Source organism: Halovenus marina (genome assembly GCF_051414115.1).
Classification (GTDB): domain Archaea; phylum Halobacteriota; class Halobacteria; order Halobacteriales; family Haloarculaceae; genus Halovenus; species Halovenus marina.
On sequence record NZ_JBLKNZ010000001.1, the window covers coordinates 591,571 to 607,895 of the forward strand.

16 protein-coding genes are annotated in these 16,325 nt (G+C 62.5%); 7 read left to right on the plus strand and 9 right to left on the minus strand.

What is annotated here, in order from left to right; translation table 11 throughout:
- Positions 1–233 precede the first annotated feature (233 nt).
- Positions 234–2,513: a PAS domain S-box protein gene (locus tag ACMGFL_RS03030; RefSeq protein WP_436934060.1), complete on the plus strand. Its 2,280-nt coding sequence runs from the start codon at positions 234–236 to the stop codon at positions 2,511–2,513.
- 44 nt (positions 2,514–2,557) lie between these two features.
- On the opposite strand, the gene ACMGFL_RS03035 is transcribed toward ACMGFL_RS03030, so the two are convergent.
- The 6 genes from ACMGFL_RS03035 to ACMGFL_RS03060 all read right to left on the minus strand — a co-directional run bounded on the left by ACMGFL_RS03035 (position 2,558) and on the right by ACMGFL_RS03060 (position 8,581).
- On the minus strand, positions 2,558–4,216 hold the full coding sequence (locus tag ACMGFL_RS03035) for an MATE family efflux transporter (RefSeq protein ID WP_436936408.1): 1,659 nt from the start codon (positions 4,214–4,216) through the stop codon (positions 2,558–2,560).
- 347 nt (positions 4,217–4,563) lie between these two features.
- A complete protein-coding gene (locus tag ACMGFL_RS03040; protein WP_436934061.1) occupies positions 4,564–5,061 on the minus strand; it encodes a hypothetical protein in 498 nt (165 codons plus the stop codon).
- Positions 5,058–5,474 (minus strand): cyclophilin-like fold protein, encoded by a 417-nt coding sequence (locus ACMGFL_RS03045; RefSeq protein ID WP_436934062.1) that lies wholly within the window; start codon positions 5,472–5,474, stop codon positions 5,058–5,060. The genes ACMGFL_RS03040 and ACMGFL_RS03045 overlap by 4 nt, the downstream gene beginning before the upstream one ends.
- A 99-nt stretch (positions 5,475–5,573) precedes the next feature.
- Positions 5,574–6,392, minus strand: coding sequence for an MBL fold metallo-hydrolase (locus tag ACMGFL_RS03050; protein WP_436934063.1), 819 nt, complete (start codon positions 6,390–6,392; stop codon positions 5,574–5,576).
- Entirely contained in the window at positions 6,392–7,711 is a 1,320-nt protein-coding gene (locus tag ACMGFL_RS03055) for an ATP-binding protein (RefSeq protein WP_436934064.1), read from the minus strand. The genes ACMGFL_RS03050 and ACMGFL_RS03055 overlap by 1 nt, the downstream gene beginning before the upstream one ends.
- A 99-nt stretch (positions 7,712–7,810) precedes the next feature.
- Complete coding sequence (locus ACMGFL_RS03060; RefSeq protein ID WP_436934065.1) at positions 7,811–8,581, minus strand: creatininase family protein; 771 nt, start codon at positions 8,579–8,581, stop codon at positions 7,811–7,813.
- A gap of 123 nt (positions 8,582–8,704) precedes the next feature.
- Here ACMGFL_RS03060 and ACMGFL_RS03065 point away from each other — a divergent pair, with 123 nt between their 5' ends.
- The gene (locus ACMGFL_RS03065) at positions 8,705–9,142 is read left to right on the plus strand and encodes a PaaI family thioesterase (protein WP_436934066.1); all 438 of its coding nucleotides are present in this window, start codon (positions 8,705–8,707) and stop codon (positions 9,140–9,142) included.
- Between the two features lie 26 nt (positions 9,143–9,168).
- On the opposite strand, the gene ACMGFL_RS03070 is transcribed toward ACMGFL_RS03065, so the two are convergent.
- Positions 9,169–10,080 (minus strand): MBL fold metallo-hydrolase, encoded by a 912-nt coding sequence (locus ACMGFL_RS03070; protein WP_436934067.1) that lies wholly within the window; start codon positions 10,078–10,080, stop codon positions 9,169–9,171.
- Positions 10,081–10,243: 163 nt separating this feature from the next.
- Between ACMGFL_RS03070 and serS the strand changes: the two genes are divergently transcribed.
- Positions 10,244–11,626 (plus strand): serine--tRNA ligase, encoded by a 1,383-nt coding sequence (serS, locus tag ACMGFL_RS03075; RefSeq protein ID WP_436934068.1) that lies wholly within the window; start codon positions 10,244–10,246, stop codon positions 11,624–11,626.
- A 63-nt stretch (positions 11,627–11,689) separates the two neighbouring features.
- A complete protein-coding gene (locus tag ACMGFL_RS03080; protein WP_436934069.1) occupies positions 11,690–12,142 on the plus strand; it encodes a hypothetical protein in 453 nt (150 codons plus the stop codon).
- Between the two features lie 16 nt (positions 12,143–12,158).
- Here the strand turns inward: ACMGFL_RS03080 and ACMGFL_RS03085 are convergent, their stop codons facing one another.
- Positions 12,159–12,524 carry a nuclear transport factor 2 family protein gene (locus ACMGFL_RS03085; protein ID WP_436934070.1) on the minus strand — a complete coding sequence of 122 codons (366 nt, stop codon included), beginning with the start codon at positions 12,522–12,524 and terminating at the stop codon, positions 12,159–12,161.
- Complete coding sequence (locus ACMGFL_RS03090) at positions 12,521–14,098, minus strand: redoxin domain-containing protein (protein ID WP_436934071.1); 1,578 nt, start codon at positions 14,096–14,098, stop codon at positions 12,521–12,523. Before ACMGFL_RS03090 ends, ACMGFL_RS03085 begins: the two co-directional genes overlap by 4 nt.
- 132 nt (positions 14,099–14,230) lie before the next feature.
- Here ACMGFL_RS03090 and ACMGFL_RS03095 point away from each other — a divergent pair, with 132 nt between their 5' ends.
- From ACMGFL_RS03095 to ACMGFL_RS03105, 3 genes are all read left to right on the plus strand, one after another.
- The gene (locus tag ACMGFL_RS03095; protein WP_436934072.1) at positions 14,231–14,731 is read left to right on the plus strand and encodes a DUF367 family protein; all 501 of its coding nucleotides are present in this window, start codon (positions 14,231–14,233) and stop codon (positions 14,729–14,731) included.
- An 86-nt stretch (positions 14,732–14,817) separates the two neighbouring features.
- The gene (locus ACMGFL_RS03100; protein WP_436934073.1) at positions 14,818–14,967 is read left to right on the plus strand and encodes a 50S ribosomal protein L40e; all 150 of its coding nucleotides are present in this window, start codon (positions 14,818–14,820) and stop codon (positions 14,965–14,967) included.
- 170 nt (positions 14,968–15,137) lie between these two features.
- Positions 15,138–16,313: an alpha-1 4-glucan-protein synthase gene (locus ACMGFL_RS03105; RefSeq protein ID WP_436934074.1), complete on the plus strand. Its 1,176-nt coding sequence runs from the start codon at positions 15,138–15,140 to the stop codon at positions 16,311–16,313.
- The last annotated feature ends 12 nt before the right edge of the window (positions 16,314–16,325 follow it).

Sequence of the window (16,325 nt, forward strand, 5' to 3'; positions counted from 1 at the left end):
GTCCATCGTCAGCCGATGGTTCCCGATCACGGATAAACCTCCGCCAAACGCGCCGTGGGCCGCTGTTCGTATCTGATCTTGACACTTCACGGGCGTCTCGTCGATATCTTCGATGCCAGAATGGATATACTTCGATACCTACTCTACATACACAGGTGTTATTGTTGACAGGGAGAACTGAGGACACAATTCGCCATCGTCTCTACGAAGCGATGGAGGACCCGACGTTATCTGTGGCCGAGAAGCAGCGGCGTGCGCTCTCGCTGGGTATCGAGTTTCTGAATGTCGAAAACGGTCACATTCAGCGCCGAAACGAGGGCGAGACGGATGCCGTCGTCGCCAGCGTTGGCGACAATCCCGATATCCTCCCCGAGGGCACCACGCTCGACCGTGCGACCACGTACTGTCGACGCACTGTCGAAGCAGATTCACCGATTGCCCTCTCGAACGCCCCCGAAGAGGGCTGGGAAGACGACCCCGCCTACAGGGAACACGGCTTCGACTGCTACCTCGGGACGACCATCTTCGTTCGGGGCGATATCTACGGGACTGTCTGCTTTCTGTCGACGGACGCACGTCCGACCGAGTTCACCAACGAGGAGCAGGCGTTTGTCGAACTGGTGGCGCGTCTCCTCGGCCGCGAACTCGAAGCGAACGAGTACGAAGCCAAACTCACCCGCACGGAGCAAGCCCAGGAACGTTCAGCGGAAAAATACGAAGCGCTCCTGCGACTGGCACCTGACGCGGTGTTCGTCGCCGACGCTGACACGGCCACGATTATCGAAGTGAACGAGAAGTCGACAGACCTGACGGGCTATCCCGAAGACGAGTTGTGCGGGATGCCGGTACTCGAAATGCATCCAGCGGAGAACCGCGACCAGTACGCAGCCCTGTTCGATAGCGGCTTCGACGAGTCACCAATCGATCGGTTCGACGACGGCACACCGCTGTATCTCAGATGTGCCGACGGGTCGAACGTGCCCGTCGAGATGAGTCTGAACAGGTTCACCGTGAACGGCCAGACACTCGTCCAGGGGATCGTTCGGGACGTGTCTGCCCGTCGCGAGCGGGAGCAGACGCTGAAACGAACGAGCGAATTTCTCCAGCAAACCCAGGAAGTCGGCAATCTCGGCGGGTGGGAGGTCGACCTCGAGGCGGAGACGCTCCGGTGGAGCGACGAGGTGTACCGCATTCACGACCTGCCGCTCGATTACGAGCCAACGATGGACGAAGCGATGGAATTGTTCCACCCCGAAGACCGGCCGCTGATAACCGATGCGTTCCAGCAGTTGCGAGATGAAGGGGACGAATACGACCTGGAACTCCGAATCGTGACCGCTGATGGAGCGGTTCGATGGGTGCATACGATCGGTCGTCCGGTGTACGATGACGGGGAACTGATCGCGTTGCGAGGCGTCATTCAGGACATCACTGAGCGGAAAGAGCGCGAGCGCGACCTCTACATCAAGAGCAAAGCGCTCGAAGCATCGACTATCGGGATCACTATCGCGGATGCAGATCGGCCTAACATGCCGATCGTGTACGCGAACGAGGGGTTCACCAAGCTGACGGGATACCCCCGAGAGCGTGTTTTGGGCAACAACTGTCGCTTCCTGCAAGGCGAGGAGACTGACGAAGCGAAAGTGGCCGACATCCGTGCTGCTATCGAGGAAGATGCCCCCATTCAGACAGAACTCCTTAATTACCGCTCGGATGGCACGCCGTTCTGGAACAAACTGACGATTGCGCCGGTGACGGGTGAAGACTCAGACATCGTAGAACATTACGTCGGGATTCAAGAGGACGTCACGGCCAAAAAGCGCCAAGACCGACTCATCGAGGTGTTAGACCGGGTCCTCCGGCACAATATCCGCAACGACATGACTGCAGTCAAGGGCTACGCAGCGGTGATCGCGAACCGAACCGACGGCGAGATCGCAGAGATGGCCAGACGGATCGAGCAAACAGCGATGAGTCTTGCCGAGCTGAGTCAGAAGGCCCGGAAGTTCGAGACGGCGATTCGGGACGCCGAGCCACTTGCGCCGCGCGATATCTGCGACGACGTCCGGGCGGTCGTGACCGGCTTGCGAAACGAGTACCCCGCCGTCGAGTTCCGCGTCGAGGCTGCTGGCTGCAAGCGGGTGATGGCAACGGAACGAGTGCGGTTGGCACTCCAGGAACTCGGCGAGAACGCAGCGAAACACGGCGACTCGTCGACGGTCACGTATCAGGTGGCGACGACAGACGAAGACGACGTCGAAGTCCGCGTCCGGGACCGCGGACCGGGGCTTCCCGAGGTGGAACGCACGGCGCTGGAATCCGGGCACGAGACGCCGCTGGAACACAGTTCGGGACTTGGTCTCTGGCTGGTCAACTGGATCGTGAGCGGCCTCGGTGGTGACGTCGAAGCCACAGTCGACGACGGAACGACGGTCACAGTTCGCTTCCCGGCGGCAGACGAGGACGCGGTCCCCGACTACCGAACTGCAGCGATCAATACGAGTTCTGAGTAGCAGTCGGGGTTCTGACGGCGTTCGGTCGATCAACCGCTGATGTCTCAATCGTCCCCGCTTGACATCTGCTCTCCGACCACGCTCTCGATCTGTTCCTCTTCGATGTATCGTTCCTTCCACGTGCCTCGGAGAAACCACAGGACGCCGAGGATTGCACCGACGATGTTCCCGATGGCCATGCCGACCCAGATACCGGACGCGCCCCAGCCGAGGCCGAAGATAAGCAGGCTCATCGTCCCCACGCGGCCGACCCACAGCGTGATGATCGAGATGAACATCGCCGTCTTCGTGTTGCCCGCGCCACGGAAGGCCCCGAGCATCACCTGCGTGACGCCGATGAAGGCGAACTCGACGGAGCGAACCCGCAGGTACTCGACGCCGTGCGCGATGGTTGCCGGTGCGTTCTCGACCTCACCGAGGAAGACGCTCACGATGGGTTCGGCGAAGGTCACCGCAATCACGCCAACGAGTAACATCACGCCGGTGACTGTCGAGACGGCCAGCCAGACGGACCGCTCAGCCCGGTCCGCGCGCTCGGCCCCGAGGTTCTGCCCGACCATCGTGTCGATTGCGCGTCCGACGCCCATCGCGGGCAGGAAGACGACCGAGATGATCCGGTTGCCGAGGCCGTAGGCCGCCACCACTGGCGGGGAGAAGGTGACGACGATGGCAGTCAGCGTGACCATCGCCAGCGCGCTCGTCGACTGTTCGATCATCGTCGGCGTGCCGAGCCGGATGATGTCCTCGATGAACCCGAAGTCGGGCTTGAGGTGGTGCAACTGGACGGCCGGGCCGATCCCCGTTCCGAAGAGCAGAAACATGCCGATCCCGGTCGCGATTCCCCGCGACAGAATCGTCGCGAGCGCGGCCCCCTCGATGCCGATGCCGCTGAAGCCAGTCGTGGCGTGCAAGGACGCTTCGAGTCCGCCCAGCCCGAGCCAGGTGAACAGCGGGTTGTTCTCGAACCCGAAAATAAAGAACGGGTCGAGCAGGATGTTCGCCGCGACCGAGACCACCATGATGAACATCGGTGTCCGGGTGTCACCGTAGCCGCGCATGAGGGCAGTGAAGACGAAAAAGCCGAACATGAGCGGCAGGCCGAGGAAGATGACCTCCATGTAGTCGGCGGCGAGCGGAACGACCTCTGCGGCCGTCTCGGCGTCGCTGGGGAGCAGATCCAGTGCTGGACCGGTGTAGAAGTAGCCAGCGACCCCGAGCACAATCGAGAGGACGCCCACGACCATCACGGTCTGTCCGGCCACGAGCCCGGCCGAGCGGTCGCCCTTCGCGCCGGTGAACTGGGCGACCAGAATGGCCCCCGCGCTCGTGAACCCACCCGCGACCGCGATCAACAGAAAGATCAGCGGAAAGGCGAGGCTCAGCGCACCGACGGCATCCGCCGAGAGCCGACCGAGATACAGCGTGTCGACGATGTTGTAGGTGACCTGCAACAGCTGGATGACGACGATGGGCCAGGCGAGCTGATAGAGCGGCCGGATGAGACTCCCCTCGGTTATCGACTCGTCGGGGTCGTCGCCCGGCGGACCGTCACCGCTTGGTGGATCACCGTCTCCCGGTGGACCACTGTTGTCCGGCGGATCACCATCGCCCGGTGGATCGGCACCGCTCGGACCGCCACCACTTGCTGACGGATCGTCACCGTCCGACGAACCGCTCTCATCGGGCGAGTTGGTGCCGTCCATCCCGTCGCTTGACCCGGAGCCGTCGCTCTCTACGGGTTGAGCTACCGACTGGTCGCGCTCGCCTTCTCTGCCAGCCGACTCGGTCGTCTGTGTCTCGTCGCCCGCATCGGCCGCCTGCGCGTCGTCTGGAGGGAAGGCGTCAGTAGGGACTGACTCGTCTACCACTATGTATGCTGACAGGGCGGAGGCTACTCAACGTTCTGATATCGTCCTGCGTGTACTCGCATCTGATACTGTCGGCTGTAAGTGCGTACCAATATTCGCCACCCGGGGTGGCGAATTATTTTCGAGATGGTACAGCCGACAGTATGAGTTGTGCCGGTACAGAAGCGCGTCCTGCTCTGGTCCTATCGCTTTGTCTCGTACAGTTCGTCGACGACCATCCGACCCTCGTAGGTCACTGACAGGTCGTGCCACGGGACCTGCGAGTAGAAGTGTCCCCGAAGAAACTGGATGTAGACCTGCGTCGCCTTCATCACCGAGAGAAACGCCTCGTCGCTGTCGATGTCGGGCACCATCTCGACGAGTTCCTCCAGCAACTCGGCGGTTCGGGTGAGGTCGAATCGGTTTCTGTAGGTGCTTATCTGCCCCTCGAACCGGCTGACTGCGATCGGTTTCACCGCGGACAGATCGAGGTCGTACTGGTCCGCCGTCAGCAACTCGCGGACGAATAGCGTGTCACGATGCGTCGTTCTGGTCTCGACGACTGCCCCGACCATGACGACGAGTCGATTCCCGTTCGGCGGGCGCTTGTGCTTGACGCGTTCGATATCCTCGGCTTCGCCGGCGCGGATCCGTTCGACCTCGTCGTCGAGCGTGTCGACGAACTGGTCGACGGCCGTCATGGCTCACCTCGCTCGAAGGCTATCTCCATCGCTGGTTCGTAGCCGGTTCCGGCGTTCGTCTCGAACTGCACTCGGTGTGCGTTTCTCGTTATCCCCTCGACGTTCTCGGTGACGGTTCCGATCACCCCGACGGGTGCGTATTCGGTCACCGTATCCGGATAGTAGACGACTGCGGGTCCTGTGGGCCAGTAGGCAAGATTGCCTCGTTCGAGATCCGTGGTGGTGTTTTCGGTCGCTTCGGTGATCCGCGGCGTGGAGATGCCGATCTCGTTGACGTACCAGCCCGGGATTATCGGTGCGTGCGAGTACGGGAGCAGGTCCCAGAATGCCTCGGTGGTTTCGGGTGCGTCCTCCTCGAACAGCGTCACGGTTCCCGTCTGGTCGCCGATCCGCATGGTGACTGTTCGTCCCATGCGAACCGCTCACACCCGCGCTGTATAAGTGTTCCTCAGCGGTACATTACTCACTGCATCTAGCCTGCGACGGACACGGGATTTGTTCGATGACCGCATTCAGACCACGAACTGCTCGCCATCGACCGCGAGCGGTTCCGCGAAGGCCTCGTCCGCGTCGTAGAAGTGCGCGAGATGGACCAGTCGCGTCCGGTCGGCGTCGAGTTCGTCCGCGAGTGCGAGCGCTCCCTCGCGGGTCATGTGTTTCGTCCCGAAGGTGTAGGGGACGCCGCCGTGAACGTGGTCGCCGCCTTTGGGGTGTCTCTCACAGAGTCGTGCCGGAACAATAGCGTCTGCGAGCAACAGGTCCGGGTCGGCGAGCGCCTCGCGTGAGCGTTCCGGGATCCCGTAACTCGTATCGCCGGTGATCGAGAGCTTCGCGCCCGCCTCGTTTTCGACCGTGAGTCCATAGCACAGAAGCGGCGGATGCTCGACAGGGACGAGTCGAACCGTGAACCCACAGGCATCGAACGGTTCCAGCGGTGACTGGGGGCGTGCCGTCACCTGGTCGAGATACGCGTAGTCTTCGGCGACAGTCTCGGCGACGCTTGCTCCAGTTATTGGATCCACTTCATCCGCCGCGTACACGTCCAGACTGTCGATCAGGCGATAGCAGTTGCCGAGTCCATCGAGATGGTCGAAGTGGATGTGCGTGACGATGCCCGCGTCCGGCAGGGGAACGGACTCGCGGAGAAACTGGTGGCGGAAGTCGGGACTGAAATCGACGAGCAGGGACTCGCCGGTTCGCTCGTTTTCGACGTGGACGGAAAACCGGGTTCGCTCCACGTCCAGTTCGCGGGCCCGCTCGCAGGTGTCACAGTCACAGCCGACGGTGGGCGTCCCCGTCGTGTCGCCCGTCCCGAGGAGTGTCACCCGCATCAGTCGTGGCTGTGGTCGTGCCCGTCGAGACCGTCGCCAGCGATGAGTGCGTCCCCGTCGCCGTCCATCATATCGAGGTTCTTCAGGGTGTCCCGTTCCTCGAACTCCTCGACGGCGTCGACTAGGTCCTGCTGGGTGAGCGTGGTTCGCTCCTCGGTCAGCGCCTCCAGAACTGCCTCGCGCAAGACGAGTCGCAGGTCACTCCCCGTGAGTCCTTCGGTGATATCGGCCACCTCAGTCGGCGAGAAGTCGGCGATCTCCATCTGGCGGGTGACCACTTCGAGAATCTCCGCGCGCATCCCCGCGTCCGGCTTGGGGAAGTTGACAATCTCGTCGAAGCGCCGCCACGCCGCCGCGTCGAGTTGGTCGGGGTGATTGGTCGCGCCGATCAACAACACCTCGTCCTGGATGAGACTCACCTCGTCGATGCTCTTGAGCAGGGTGTTGACCGCGCGTTTGATGGCGGCGTGTTCGTCGCTCGCTCGCGTCTTCGCCACGAAGTCGAACTCGTCGATGAAGAGAATACAGGGGGCGAGTCGCTTCGCGACCTCGAAGGTCTTCTCGACGTTTTTCGCGGTTTCGCCCAGATACTGACTGGTGATCATCGACAGCTTGACCTCGACAAAGGGCAGGCCGAGTTTCTGTGCGAGCGCACGTGCGACCGACGTTTTGCCGGTTCCCGGCGGGCCGACGAAGAGCAGCTTTCCGATCTCGCGCAGGCCGATCTCGGCGAGATACTCGCGGTGTTCGATCGCTTTGACGATCTTCTGGATCTCCCCTTCCTGTTGCTCGGTCAGGACGATATCGTCGAGCGTCATCTCGATTTCCTCGGGGGCGCGCACGTCGACGAGGTCGAGCATCTCCTCCTTCTCGTCTTCGTCGAAGTACTCTTCGAGCAGGGCGTCGATGAACGCCCGGTCTGCTCGCGCTGGCCGGTTTCGCTCCCGTGCGAGTTCGTAGTCGACCTCGAATTCCTCCCCCAGCGTGGCGGCGAGTACGGGATTGCCCCCGAGTCGCTCCGGATCGGTCTGATCGTGATACCACTTCTCTGCCATCTCCCGATCGGTGAAGGAGAGCGTCCCGGAGAAGTCGTCGTGGTCGGTGAACATGAGCCCCGAAATCGCCTCCCACGGGCGCTCGACACCGGTCGCCTCGCGGGCGGCGTTCTCGGTCGGTTGCAGCGGGCGCTCGATGCGACCATCGCTCCAGAAGGGTGTGCGGTACGCTGGCGGCAGGTCGTCCCTGTCGAAGTCGTCGCTCTCGTTGTAGAGGTCGACAGTCAGAACGAATTCGACGACTGCGAGTTCCGGATCGGTCATTCCCACAGAAATTTCTCGGGGAGGCCAATAAGTGAATCGAACTCGACCGCAGATAACCCCTCTCCTTTGGCGATTTCTGCCATGAGCGAGAAACTGTCGCTACACGTGATCTTTGGGCATCAGATCCGCGAACGCCTGCGCGTCCAGCCAGTCACAGAGTTGAATCAGTTGCTCGGTGGCGGCCTCGAACAGTTCTTCGCCTTTCTCGGCGGTGGCGTCCGTCTGGTCGCCCAGCACGCCGTTGTCGGTGTTATCGATGGCGTCGTAGAAGGTCCGTGCCCCGTGTGTTCTCGTCTCCGCGGCGTCGATGTCGGTGAGGCCGCCGTCCCGGGCGTCTTCCAGTCGGTCGTCGTGGACGAGTTCCGGGTGGAGATGTTGGATCATCGCCGTCTCCTTCGGGCCGCCGTGTGGACCGTTGTGCGTGAACAGGTCGTCGACCAGATCCGGGATGCTCTCGTCCCACATCCACTCGATTGCGTACATCACTTCTTCGTCGCGGAGTCGACGGCCGACTTCACGGAGGTGGTCGACGTTGCCGCCGTGTGCGTTCACGTAGACGACCCGGTCGATGCCGTGATACGACAGATTGCGGGTGAGCGACTCGACGTAGTCCCGAAACACGGGTGCGTCGACCCACATCGTCCCGTCGAACTGTCGGTGATGCGGGCTGACGCCGATGTTGACCGTCGGCGTACAGAGATAGCCCGTCCGCTCGGCGGCCTTGCGTGCCAGCCCCTCCGCTATCAGGTGGTCTGTCCCCTCTGGGAGATGTGGCCCGTGCTGCTCTGTCGAGCCAAGCGGCACCAGTGCCAGCGACTCGTCGTCGAGATACTCGCCCAGATCTGGCCACGCCATGTCTCCGAGATACATACCTCGTGGGTGGGTTCGACGACATATCAATCCCGCCGTCTCCGGCCGCGTCACCTTCTTTTCAGTTGATCTGTTTTGCCCTATTGTGTCGGGCTTAAGCCGTTCAAGCCATTTGCTCTCGGTATGGACATCGCTGAGATATTCAATCAGACGCCGTTTATCGAGTTGTTGGGCATCGAAGTGACGATGGCCGAGGACGGTCACGCCGAGGGACATCTGCCGTTCCGCGAGGAACTCCGGTCGAGCAACCACGGACAGGTCGCTCACGGCGGCGCGACCTACGCGTTCGCAGACACCGTCGGCGGCGCGGCGGTCATCTCGCTCGCCGAGGACGTTTCCCCGACTGTTGACATGCGTATGGACTATCTCGCGCCCGCGACGGACGACCTGTACGCGAGCGCCGACGTCCTCCGCTTCGGGTCGAGTCTGGCGACAGTTCGGGTCGAGGTACACGACGCCAACGACACCCACGTCGCGACCGCTCACGGGACCTACAAGTCTGGCGGGCAGAGCGAAGACAACCCGTGGCAGATCGGCGACAGAGACGACCCCACCTCGTAGCGCGCTCGCCCGTCGACTATCGCCGCTTACTGTTCACGGTCGTCGAGATATGCCAGTACGCCCTTGACGTTCAACTCCGCCTCCTCGCGCGCCTTCCACTCGCCCCACACGTCTGCGCCCGTCGCGTTGTCGGCGAAGTACTCGATCACCGCGTCGTCGTCTTCGAGTTCTGCCCGCTTCGTGGCGATGCGGTCGACCCACTCAGTGAGCACCGCCGCGTACTCGTCCAGCAAGTCGCCGGTCGGATGATCCCCGAAGTGTCCGAAGTACAGCGCCGACGGAGACAGGTCCTTGAGCATCTCGACGTCTGCCAGACACTCCTCCAGGTCGAAGTCTGACGGCGGACTGGTCGGATGGACCTGATCCATCCCCTCGACGTACAGCCCTGCCGCATCGGCGGTGAAGACGCCGTCGTTCGCCGGGTCGTAGAAGACCGCCTGATGGAAGGCGTGTCCTGGCGCGTGGTGGGTTTCGAGCGCGTGCGTTCCCAGGTCGACCCTATCGCCGTCAGCGAGTTCGACGATCCGGTCGTCGGGGATCGGTTTCGGCTCCGCGTAGTAGTCAATCTGGTCGCCAACCGCGGCCTTGGTTCCCTCCCACAGCCCCGTCGGGTCGATGAGAAAGCGTGCGCCCGCCTCGTAGCAACAGACGTCGGCGTTCGGACAGGCCTCCGTGAGATAGCCCGCGCCGCCCGCGTGGTCGAGGTGGACGTGCGTCGGTGCGATCACTGCAAGGTCCTCTGGCGCAATTTCGAGTTCCGCGAGCGCGTCGAGGATCAGTTCGTAGTTTCTTCCCATTCCTGTGTCGACAATCGCCGGGCGGTCGTCGTCGATGATGTAGGCGCCGCCATACTCCGCGACGCCGTACAGTTCCGTGTCGACGTAGTAGAGATCGGTGCTCTCGCCTGCGGTCGCCTCGTAGATGTCGCCGCGTGCCATACCTGTCTTCCGGGGCCCGCCGGGCAAAAGCGTTCGCTGCCTGTTGTGGTGCTATCGGGAACCGGTTCCGTCATCCCCCATGCGCTGTGATGTGACTGCGTTCACTTGAACGTCTGGGCGTTGCAAACGACACGGTTTTGCCACGGACAGCCGAACCCTCGGTATGCTCAGCAGGCAGTTCGTGCGCGAGAACCCGGATACCGTCCGGGACGCGCTCCAGTTGCGCGATGTCGACGACGTCGACCTCGACGAGATTCTCGACCTCGACGAACAGTGGCGCGACCTGAAGTCCCGCGGTGACGACCTGCGACACGAACGCAACCAGATCAGCTCGAAAATCGGCGAACTCAAACGCGAGGGCAAAGAGGAGGAGGCCGAGGACGCCATCCAGCGCTCGCAGGAACTCAAAGACGAACTCGAAGACATCGAAACACGCGCGGACGAACTCGACGCAAAACTCGACGAGCGGATGCTCGAACTCCCGAACGTCCCACAGGACGACGTGCCGCCCGGCGCGGACGAACAGGACAACGAGGAGATCCGGCGTGCGGGCTTCGACGACCGGCGGACGCTCCCCGACGAGGTCGTCCCTCACTACGACCTTGGCGAGCAACTCGACATTCTGGATTTCGACCGCGGCGCGAAGGTCGCTGGCGGCGGCTACTACTTCCTGAAAGGCGACGGCGCACGCCTCGAACACGCGCTCATTCAGTTCATGCGCGATACCCACCGTGAGCAGGAGTACACCGAGGTCTTCCCGCCGATTCCGGTCAACAGCCAGTCGATGACGGGGACGAGCCAACTGCCGAAGTTCTCGGAGGACGCCTACCGCATCGGCGGCCGCAACGACGAGGACTACGACGACGACGACCTGTGGCTCTGTCCCACGGCGGAGGTGCCAGTCACCAACATGTACAGAGACGACATCCTGCTCGCGGACGACCTGCCGGTCAAACATCAGGCCTACACCCCCAACTTCCGGCGCGAGGCGGGCGAACACGGCACCGAAACGCGGGGGCTGGCACGCGTCCATCAGTTCAACAAGGTCGAACTCGTCAACTTCGTCGAACCGGATCGAAGCGACGAGCGCCTCGACGAACTCGTCGACGAGGCAGCGGAAGTGCTCGACCGGCTCGGCCTCCCCTACCGTGTCGTGTTGCTGTGTGGCGGCGACCTGACCTTCGCCTCCGCGCGCACCTACGACATCGAGGTGTGGGCCCCCGCTGACGACATGGAACACGGCCCTGACATCGGCGGTCGGTGGCTCGAAGTGTCGAGCGCATCCAACTTCGAAACGTTTCAGGCCCGACGGATCGGCCTTCGATACCGGCCCGAGCGCCACGAGTCGGCCGAGTACCTCCACACGCTCAACGCCTCCGGCCTCGCGCTGCCGCGTGTCGTCGTCGCCATCCTCGAATACTACCAGAACGAGGACGGCACCGTCACCGTCCCCGAAGCGCTTCGCCCGTATCTCGACGGACAGGAGCAAATTGAGGGTCACGAACCGCTCGGCGAGTCGGCCGTCGGTGCGGGAAAGCGCGAGTAGTCGACAGTCAGATCCCCCATCTATTTTACCGGTCGATCCGTGTCTTCGAAATAAACTGTCAGTATGACCAGGACGCGCCGACAGTATCTCGCGCTCGCCGGTGTCGCTCTCACTGCCGGGTGCACCGACGTGCTGCCGTTCGATTCTGAATCTGCGACGCGCCTCGGTGGTCTCGTGTTTTTCAACAATACGGACCAGACACAGTGGATTCAGTTGCGCCTCCGCCGTGAAAACGAAAATGTGGACCGTGGCTACGAGGTCGTGTACGAGGAAAACGTCTCGCTCGATGCGAAGCAACTCGACGTGCGCGATATGGACTGGCCTCAGGGGGCCGCCGAGTACACGCTGTTGTACTCGACCCCCGAGGAGATCCACATGAACCGGATCCCACACGACTTCGACAACTTGGACGAACAGAAGTGCAACTACATCCGGATCGAGTTTCAGGAACCAGAGGGACTCACTGTGTCGGTCACCAGTGACGCACAGGGACTCGACGAGACGCCGTCGTGCTAACTGGTCGGTTCGGCTGCTATCGGTCTGCGAAGGTCTGAATCTTGGAGATGTTGTTTCCCTCGAAGGTAATCACGTCCACAAACGCCGTTATCGTGTCCCCCTCTGGGTCGAGAAGCCTGCCACGCACAGCGACCTCGTCTCGGTCGGAAGTCGTGTAGACCGCGTCGATTGGATGGGTCGTCTCCGCGATCGGTCGCTCATCGCGCATGAATCGGACGAACCGGTCACGGCCGCTGATCGTTCTGTCGGGCCGCGTGTGAACGAAGTCCGCGGTGAGTACCTGTTCGAGCAACTCGTAGTCGTCCCCGTCGAGCGCCCGGTAGTACGCCCGTGCCCGCTCTGTCTGCGTCGTCGGGTCGCCACTCGATCGTTCCCCGTTCATTTGTCTTCGTCGTCCTCCGTCGTGTCCGATGATAGCTCGCGTCTATCGTGTTCGGTCTCAGTTTGCTCCTCGTCGTCGTGTGGATCCGCTCTCTCGTCACTCGGATTCGGTCTCTCGCCATCTGGATCCGAGAGGTCGAGCGGTTCCGATGCTTCCGGCTCGAGTGTGTTCTCGCTGTCGTTCGTCGAGCTTTCCAGCCCAGGACCGCTGCTATCGGCTTGTTCGAGCGTCGCCGGACTCTGCTCCGACAGCGACCCGGAAGTCTCCCCGTCCGTCGGTGCGTCCGTCTCGGACTGCTGCTCCTTGCTCTGTTCTATCTCCTCGCTTTGCTCTTCGAGTTCGGCCGTGATCTCTTCGAGCTCTTCTTCGTCTATCTCTGTCTCCGGCTCTTCGCTGGCCTCCGCACTCCCGTTGGCCGTCGCATCTCCCGTCTCATCTGTCTGCTCCGTCGTCTCTGGACGGTCTGTTTCCGCTGCGTGCTCGCCCGTTCCCGACCGCTTGCTGGTCTCTGTCTGTCCCGCATGTGTCTTGTCTGCCTGCTCGTTTGCCGATCCGGGCTGGGCGTCGGTCTCTTCCCGTCTTGCGGTGGTCTCACTTTCCGCCGACGCTAGCTCCTCGTCGAGATCCATCTCCAGTGATGCTGGCGGGCCTTCCTCTTCACCCGGGAGAAACGACCCCCCATCGTCGACAGCGGCGGGGTCTTCTTCGGGTGGGAATCCGTCGGGCGCAGGGGGTTCGTGGATCTCGCGGGCGGTTTCCAGCGGCGTGCGGGCGTCCGCTCGCATCGACTCGCCCGCTGCTCCCTCGCCGCTCGCGAAGGAACTCGCAGAGTCAGCGAGCCACTCCGCGGCCTGCCAGAGTGCGTTTGCCTTCTCGGTCGCGCGCTCGTAGTACGTCCGCGCTCGTTCGTCCTCAGCGAACCGGGCTGCCGTGTCGAACTCGTCTGTTGCGGTCTCGAACTCCGATTCGGCCTGCTGGAAATCCCCCTGTGCGAGCGTCCACTCACGGGCCTCGAACTCGTTCATCGCACTCGTGAAGGCTCGCCGCCCCTCGATGTAGTGGGCATGCCCGATGCGATACCGTGCGCTCGCGACCTCCCGTCCCCCGACGCCCTCGACCGCCTCCCGGATCTCATCGGACGGGGGCAATTCGGTCGGGTCTTCGCTGTGCCACGCGTACTCGACGGTCCCCGTATGGTCGACGACCACCACGGCGCGGTGGGTGCCGTATCCGGTCTGCTCGTCCGCGACTGCGACGCCGTAGTCGGCCGCGACTGCGCCTGTCACGTCCGCCAGCAGCGGAACTCGCAGGTCGTACTTCGCTGCGAAGGCCGCGTGGCTGTAGACGCTGTCAGTCGAGATGGCGAGCACGGAGACGTCCTTTTGCATCTGAAACAGGTCGAGTTCGTCCAGCCCGGTCGTCTCGTCAGTGCAGGCCGGATTGAAATCGCCCGGATAGAAGGCGAGCACGGTCACGCCATCACCAAGATGCTCGTCGAGGCCTTTCGTCGTCTGCTCGCCGTCGACGATTGCGGGCAACTCGAAGCCCGGTGCGTGCTCCCCCTCCTCGATCATTATCTCGCATTCGACGGTCGGACACTTAATGGTGCTGACTCCTTTCACCTCGAATCGACACGCCATCGAGTGGATCGGTCCGGATTCCGGGTCGATACCTGCCCTTTTATTGCTCGCTCGCCTACAGCAGGCGTGGAGTTACACGTCCGCTACGAGGGCGACGACGACCCCGAGAAGTGTACGGCACGCCGACTCGACAAGTTCAACCACGCCGCTCTTCACCACTCGACCCGGGAGACGCCCGCCGGGATTGTCCTCAACCCCTTTGCCGACAGGGCGCTCTCGCCCGCCGACCGCGAGGACTTCGACCGTCTTGTCGCGCTCGATTGCTCCTGGGAAACCGCCAGAGACGAGGCTTTCGACCTGCACGGGACCCACCGATCACTTCCCTTTCTTGTCGCCGCGAACCCCATTAACTACGGGACGCCATTTCAACTCACTACCATCGAGGCACTCGCCGGGGCACTGGTGATCCTCGGTGAGCGCGACCAGGCCGAGCGAATCCTCGAGGTGGTGCGCTGGGGCGAGACGTTTCTGGACCTGAACGCCGAACCGCTCGAACGGTACGCCGACTGTGCCGACTCGACGGCGGTGCTTGCCGTGCAGGACGACTATCTGGCCGAGGAATCCTGACACTGCTCCAACCGTGTCGGTGTCTGTTATTATCTGTGCTCGGCCAAACCAGAAGCCATTAATCGCCTGGCGGCAAACCACGGTGTATGGCTACGTTCGAGAAAGCAGAAGAGCGCATCTTCACGAAGCAGATCTGCATGCGGTGTAACGCCCGGAACCCACAGCGCGCCGACCAGTGTCGCAAGTGTGGCTACGGCAACCTCCGCCCGAAAGCACGCGAAACGCGAAGCGCCTGAGGCTGTCGCGACGGTTCGGCCAGCAGGCCAGTTAGTTCTACTTCTCCCATTCCCTCGCACCGCCGTTTCGTGTCTCTGTGAATTCACCCCGTCGCAGGCTGTTCCCTCGTAGCGACGGCTGTGAGCCCGAATCGCCATTCTTTTAGGCCGTCCTAAAATATGGGCTGATAATGCGACACACCACGACCGACTCAGACCAGGATATCTGTGTGATCGTGCCGACGATCCGGGAGTACGACTGTATCCGCACCTACGTCGAGAACGCCCGCGAGCATGGCTTTGACACTTCGCGGCTGTTCTTCCTGCTGGTGACAGAGGACTTCTGCGAGACCGAGAACATGCGGAAAATGCTCCTCGATCTCGACGTGTCCGGCGCTGTCTTCGACGGCACGCGTCGGGAGGAGTGGTACGCCGACCGAGACATCGAGTCGTACGGACACGTGATCCCGGCGGCCAGCCACGCCGAGACCAGTTTCGGACTGCTGTACATGTGGGACAACCCCGAGTTCGAGTACGGCTTTTTCATCGACGACGACACGCTCCCACACGAGACGGACTTCTTCGGGACCCACATGGACAACCTCGCCTACGAGGGCGAGGTCGAGTCGGTCGCCTCGGACACCCACTGGGTGAACGTCCTCTACCAGAACGCCGAGGAACACGGCCTGTATCCGCGGGGCTACCCATACTCGGCGATGGACGAGACGGTCCAGACCGAGACGACGACGCTCGACCGCGGACAGGTCGTCGCCTCGCAGGGACTGTGGACGAACGTCCCAGACCTCGACGCTGTCCGCATTCTGATGGACGGCGACCTGCAGGGACAGGCACAGACCCGCACCGAGGCGAGCGACTTCACGGACGATTTCGTCGCCGCGCCCGGCAACTATCTCACGGTCTGCTCGATGAACCTCGCTTTCCGCCGGGAGGTCATCCCCGCCTTCTACCAGTTGCCGATGGACGACAACGAGTGGTCCGTGGGACGGTTCGACGACATCTGGAGCGGCGTCTTCCTCAAGCGCGCCTGCGACCTGCTGGGCAAACAGATCTACAACGGCCAGCCGCTCTGTGAACACAACAAGGCACCGCGGTCGACCTTCGACGACCTGCACAACGAGGTCGCTGGCCTGGAACTCAACGAGCACGTCTGGGAACTCGTCGACGACGTGGGAGAGGGCGCAACCAGCTACACCGAGGCCTACCGGGCGATGGCGGACGCGCTCTGTGATGCCGACCCCGACGCCTACCGGAACGGGGAGTTCCTCCGGTACACGGGTGAGCACATGCACGACTGGCTGGACGCGCTCGCTGAACTCGAACGCGTCCCCGCCGCAGCGGACGACTAGATCGACACATAT

Coding starts and splice junctions, on each gene's coding strand:
- ACMGFL_RS03080 (WP_436934069.1), top strand. CDS start 11,690: ATGACCAGGACGCGCCGACAGTATCTCGCGCTCGCCGGTGTCGCTCTC.
- ACMGFL_RS03060 (WP_436934065.1), bottom strand. CDS start 8,581: ATGTATCTCGGAGACATGGCGTGGCCAGATCTGGGCGAGTATCTCGAC.
- serS (WP_436934068.1), top strand. CDS start 10,244: ATGCTCAGCAGGCAGTTCGTGCGCGAGAACCCGGATACCGTCCGGGAC.
- ACMGFL_RS03055 (WP_436934064.1), bottom strand. CDS start 7,711: ATGACCGATCCGGAACTCGCAGTCGTCGAATTCGTTCTGACTGTCGAC.
- ACMGFL_RS03035 (WP_436936408.1), bottom strand. CDS start 4,216: ATGGACGGCACCAACTCGCCCGATGAGAGCGGTTCGTCGGACGGTGAC.
- ACMGFL_RS03040 (WP_436934061.1), bottom strand. CDS start 5,061: ATGACGGCCGTCGACCAGTTCGTCGACACGCTCGACGACGAGGTCGAA.
- ACMGFL_RS03090 (WP_436934071.1), bottom strand. CDS start 14,098: ATGATCGAGGAGGGGGAGCACGCACCGGGCTTCGAGTTGCCCGCAATC.
- ACMGFL_RS03085 (WP_436934070.1), bottom strand. CDS start 12,524: ATGAACGGGGAACGATCGAGTGGCGACCCGACGACGCAGACAGAGCGG.
- ACMGFL_RS03105 (WP_436934074.1), top strand. CDS start 15,138: ATGCGACACACCACGACCGACTCAGACCAGGATATCTGTGTGATCGTG.
- ACMGFL_RS03065 (WP_436934066.1), top strand. CDS start 8,705: ATGGACATCGCTGAGATATTCAATCAGACGCCGTTTATCGAGTTGTTG.
- ACMGFL_RS03100 (WP_436934073.1), top strand. CDS start 14,818: ATGGCTACGTTCGAGAAAGCAGAAGAGCGCATCTTCACGAAGCAGATC.
- ACMGFL_RS03045 (WP_436934062.1), bottom strand. CDS start 5,474: ATGGGACGAACAGTCACCATGCGGATCGGCGACCAGACGGGAACCGTG.
- ACMGFL_RS03070 (WP_436934067.1), bottom strand. CDS start 10,080: ATGGCACGCGGCGACATCTACGAGGCGACCGCAGGCGAGAGCACCGAT.
- ACMGFL_RS03050 (WP_436934063.1), bottom strand. CDS start 6,392: ATGCGGGTGACACTCCTCGGGACGGGCGACACGACGGGGACGCCCACC.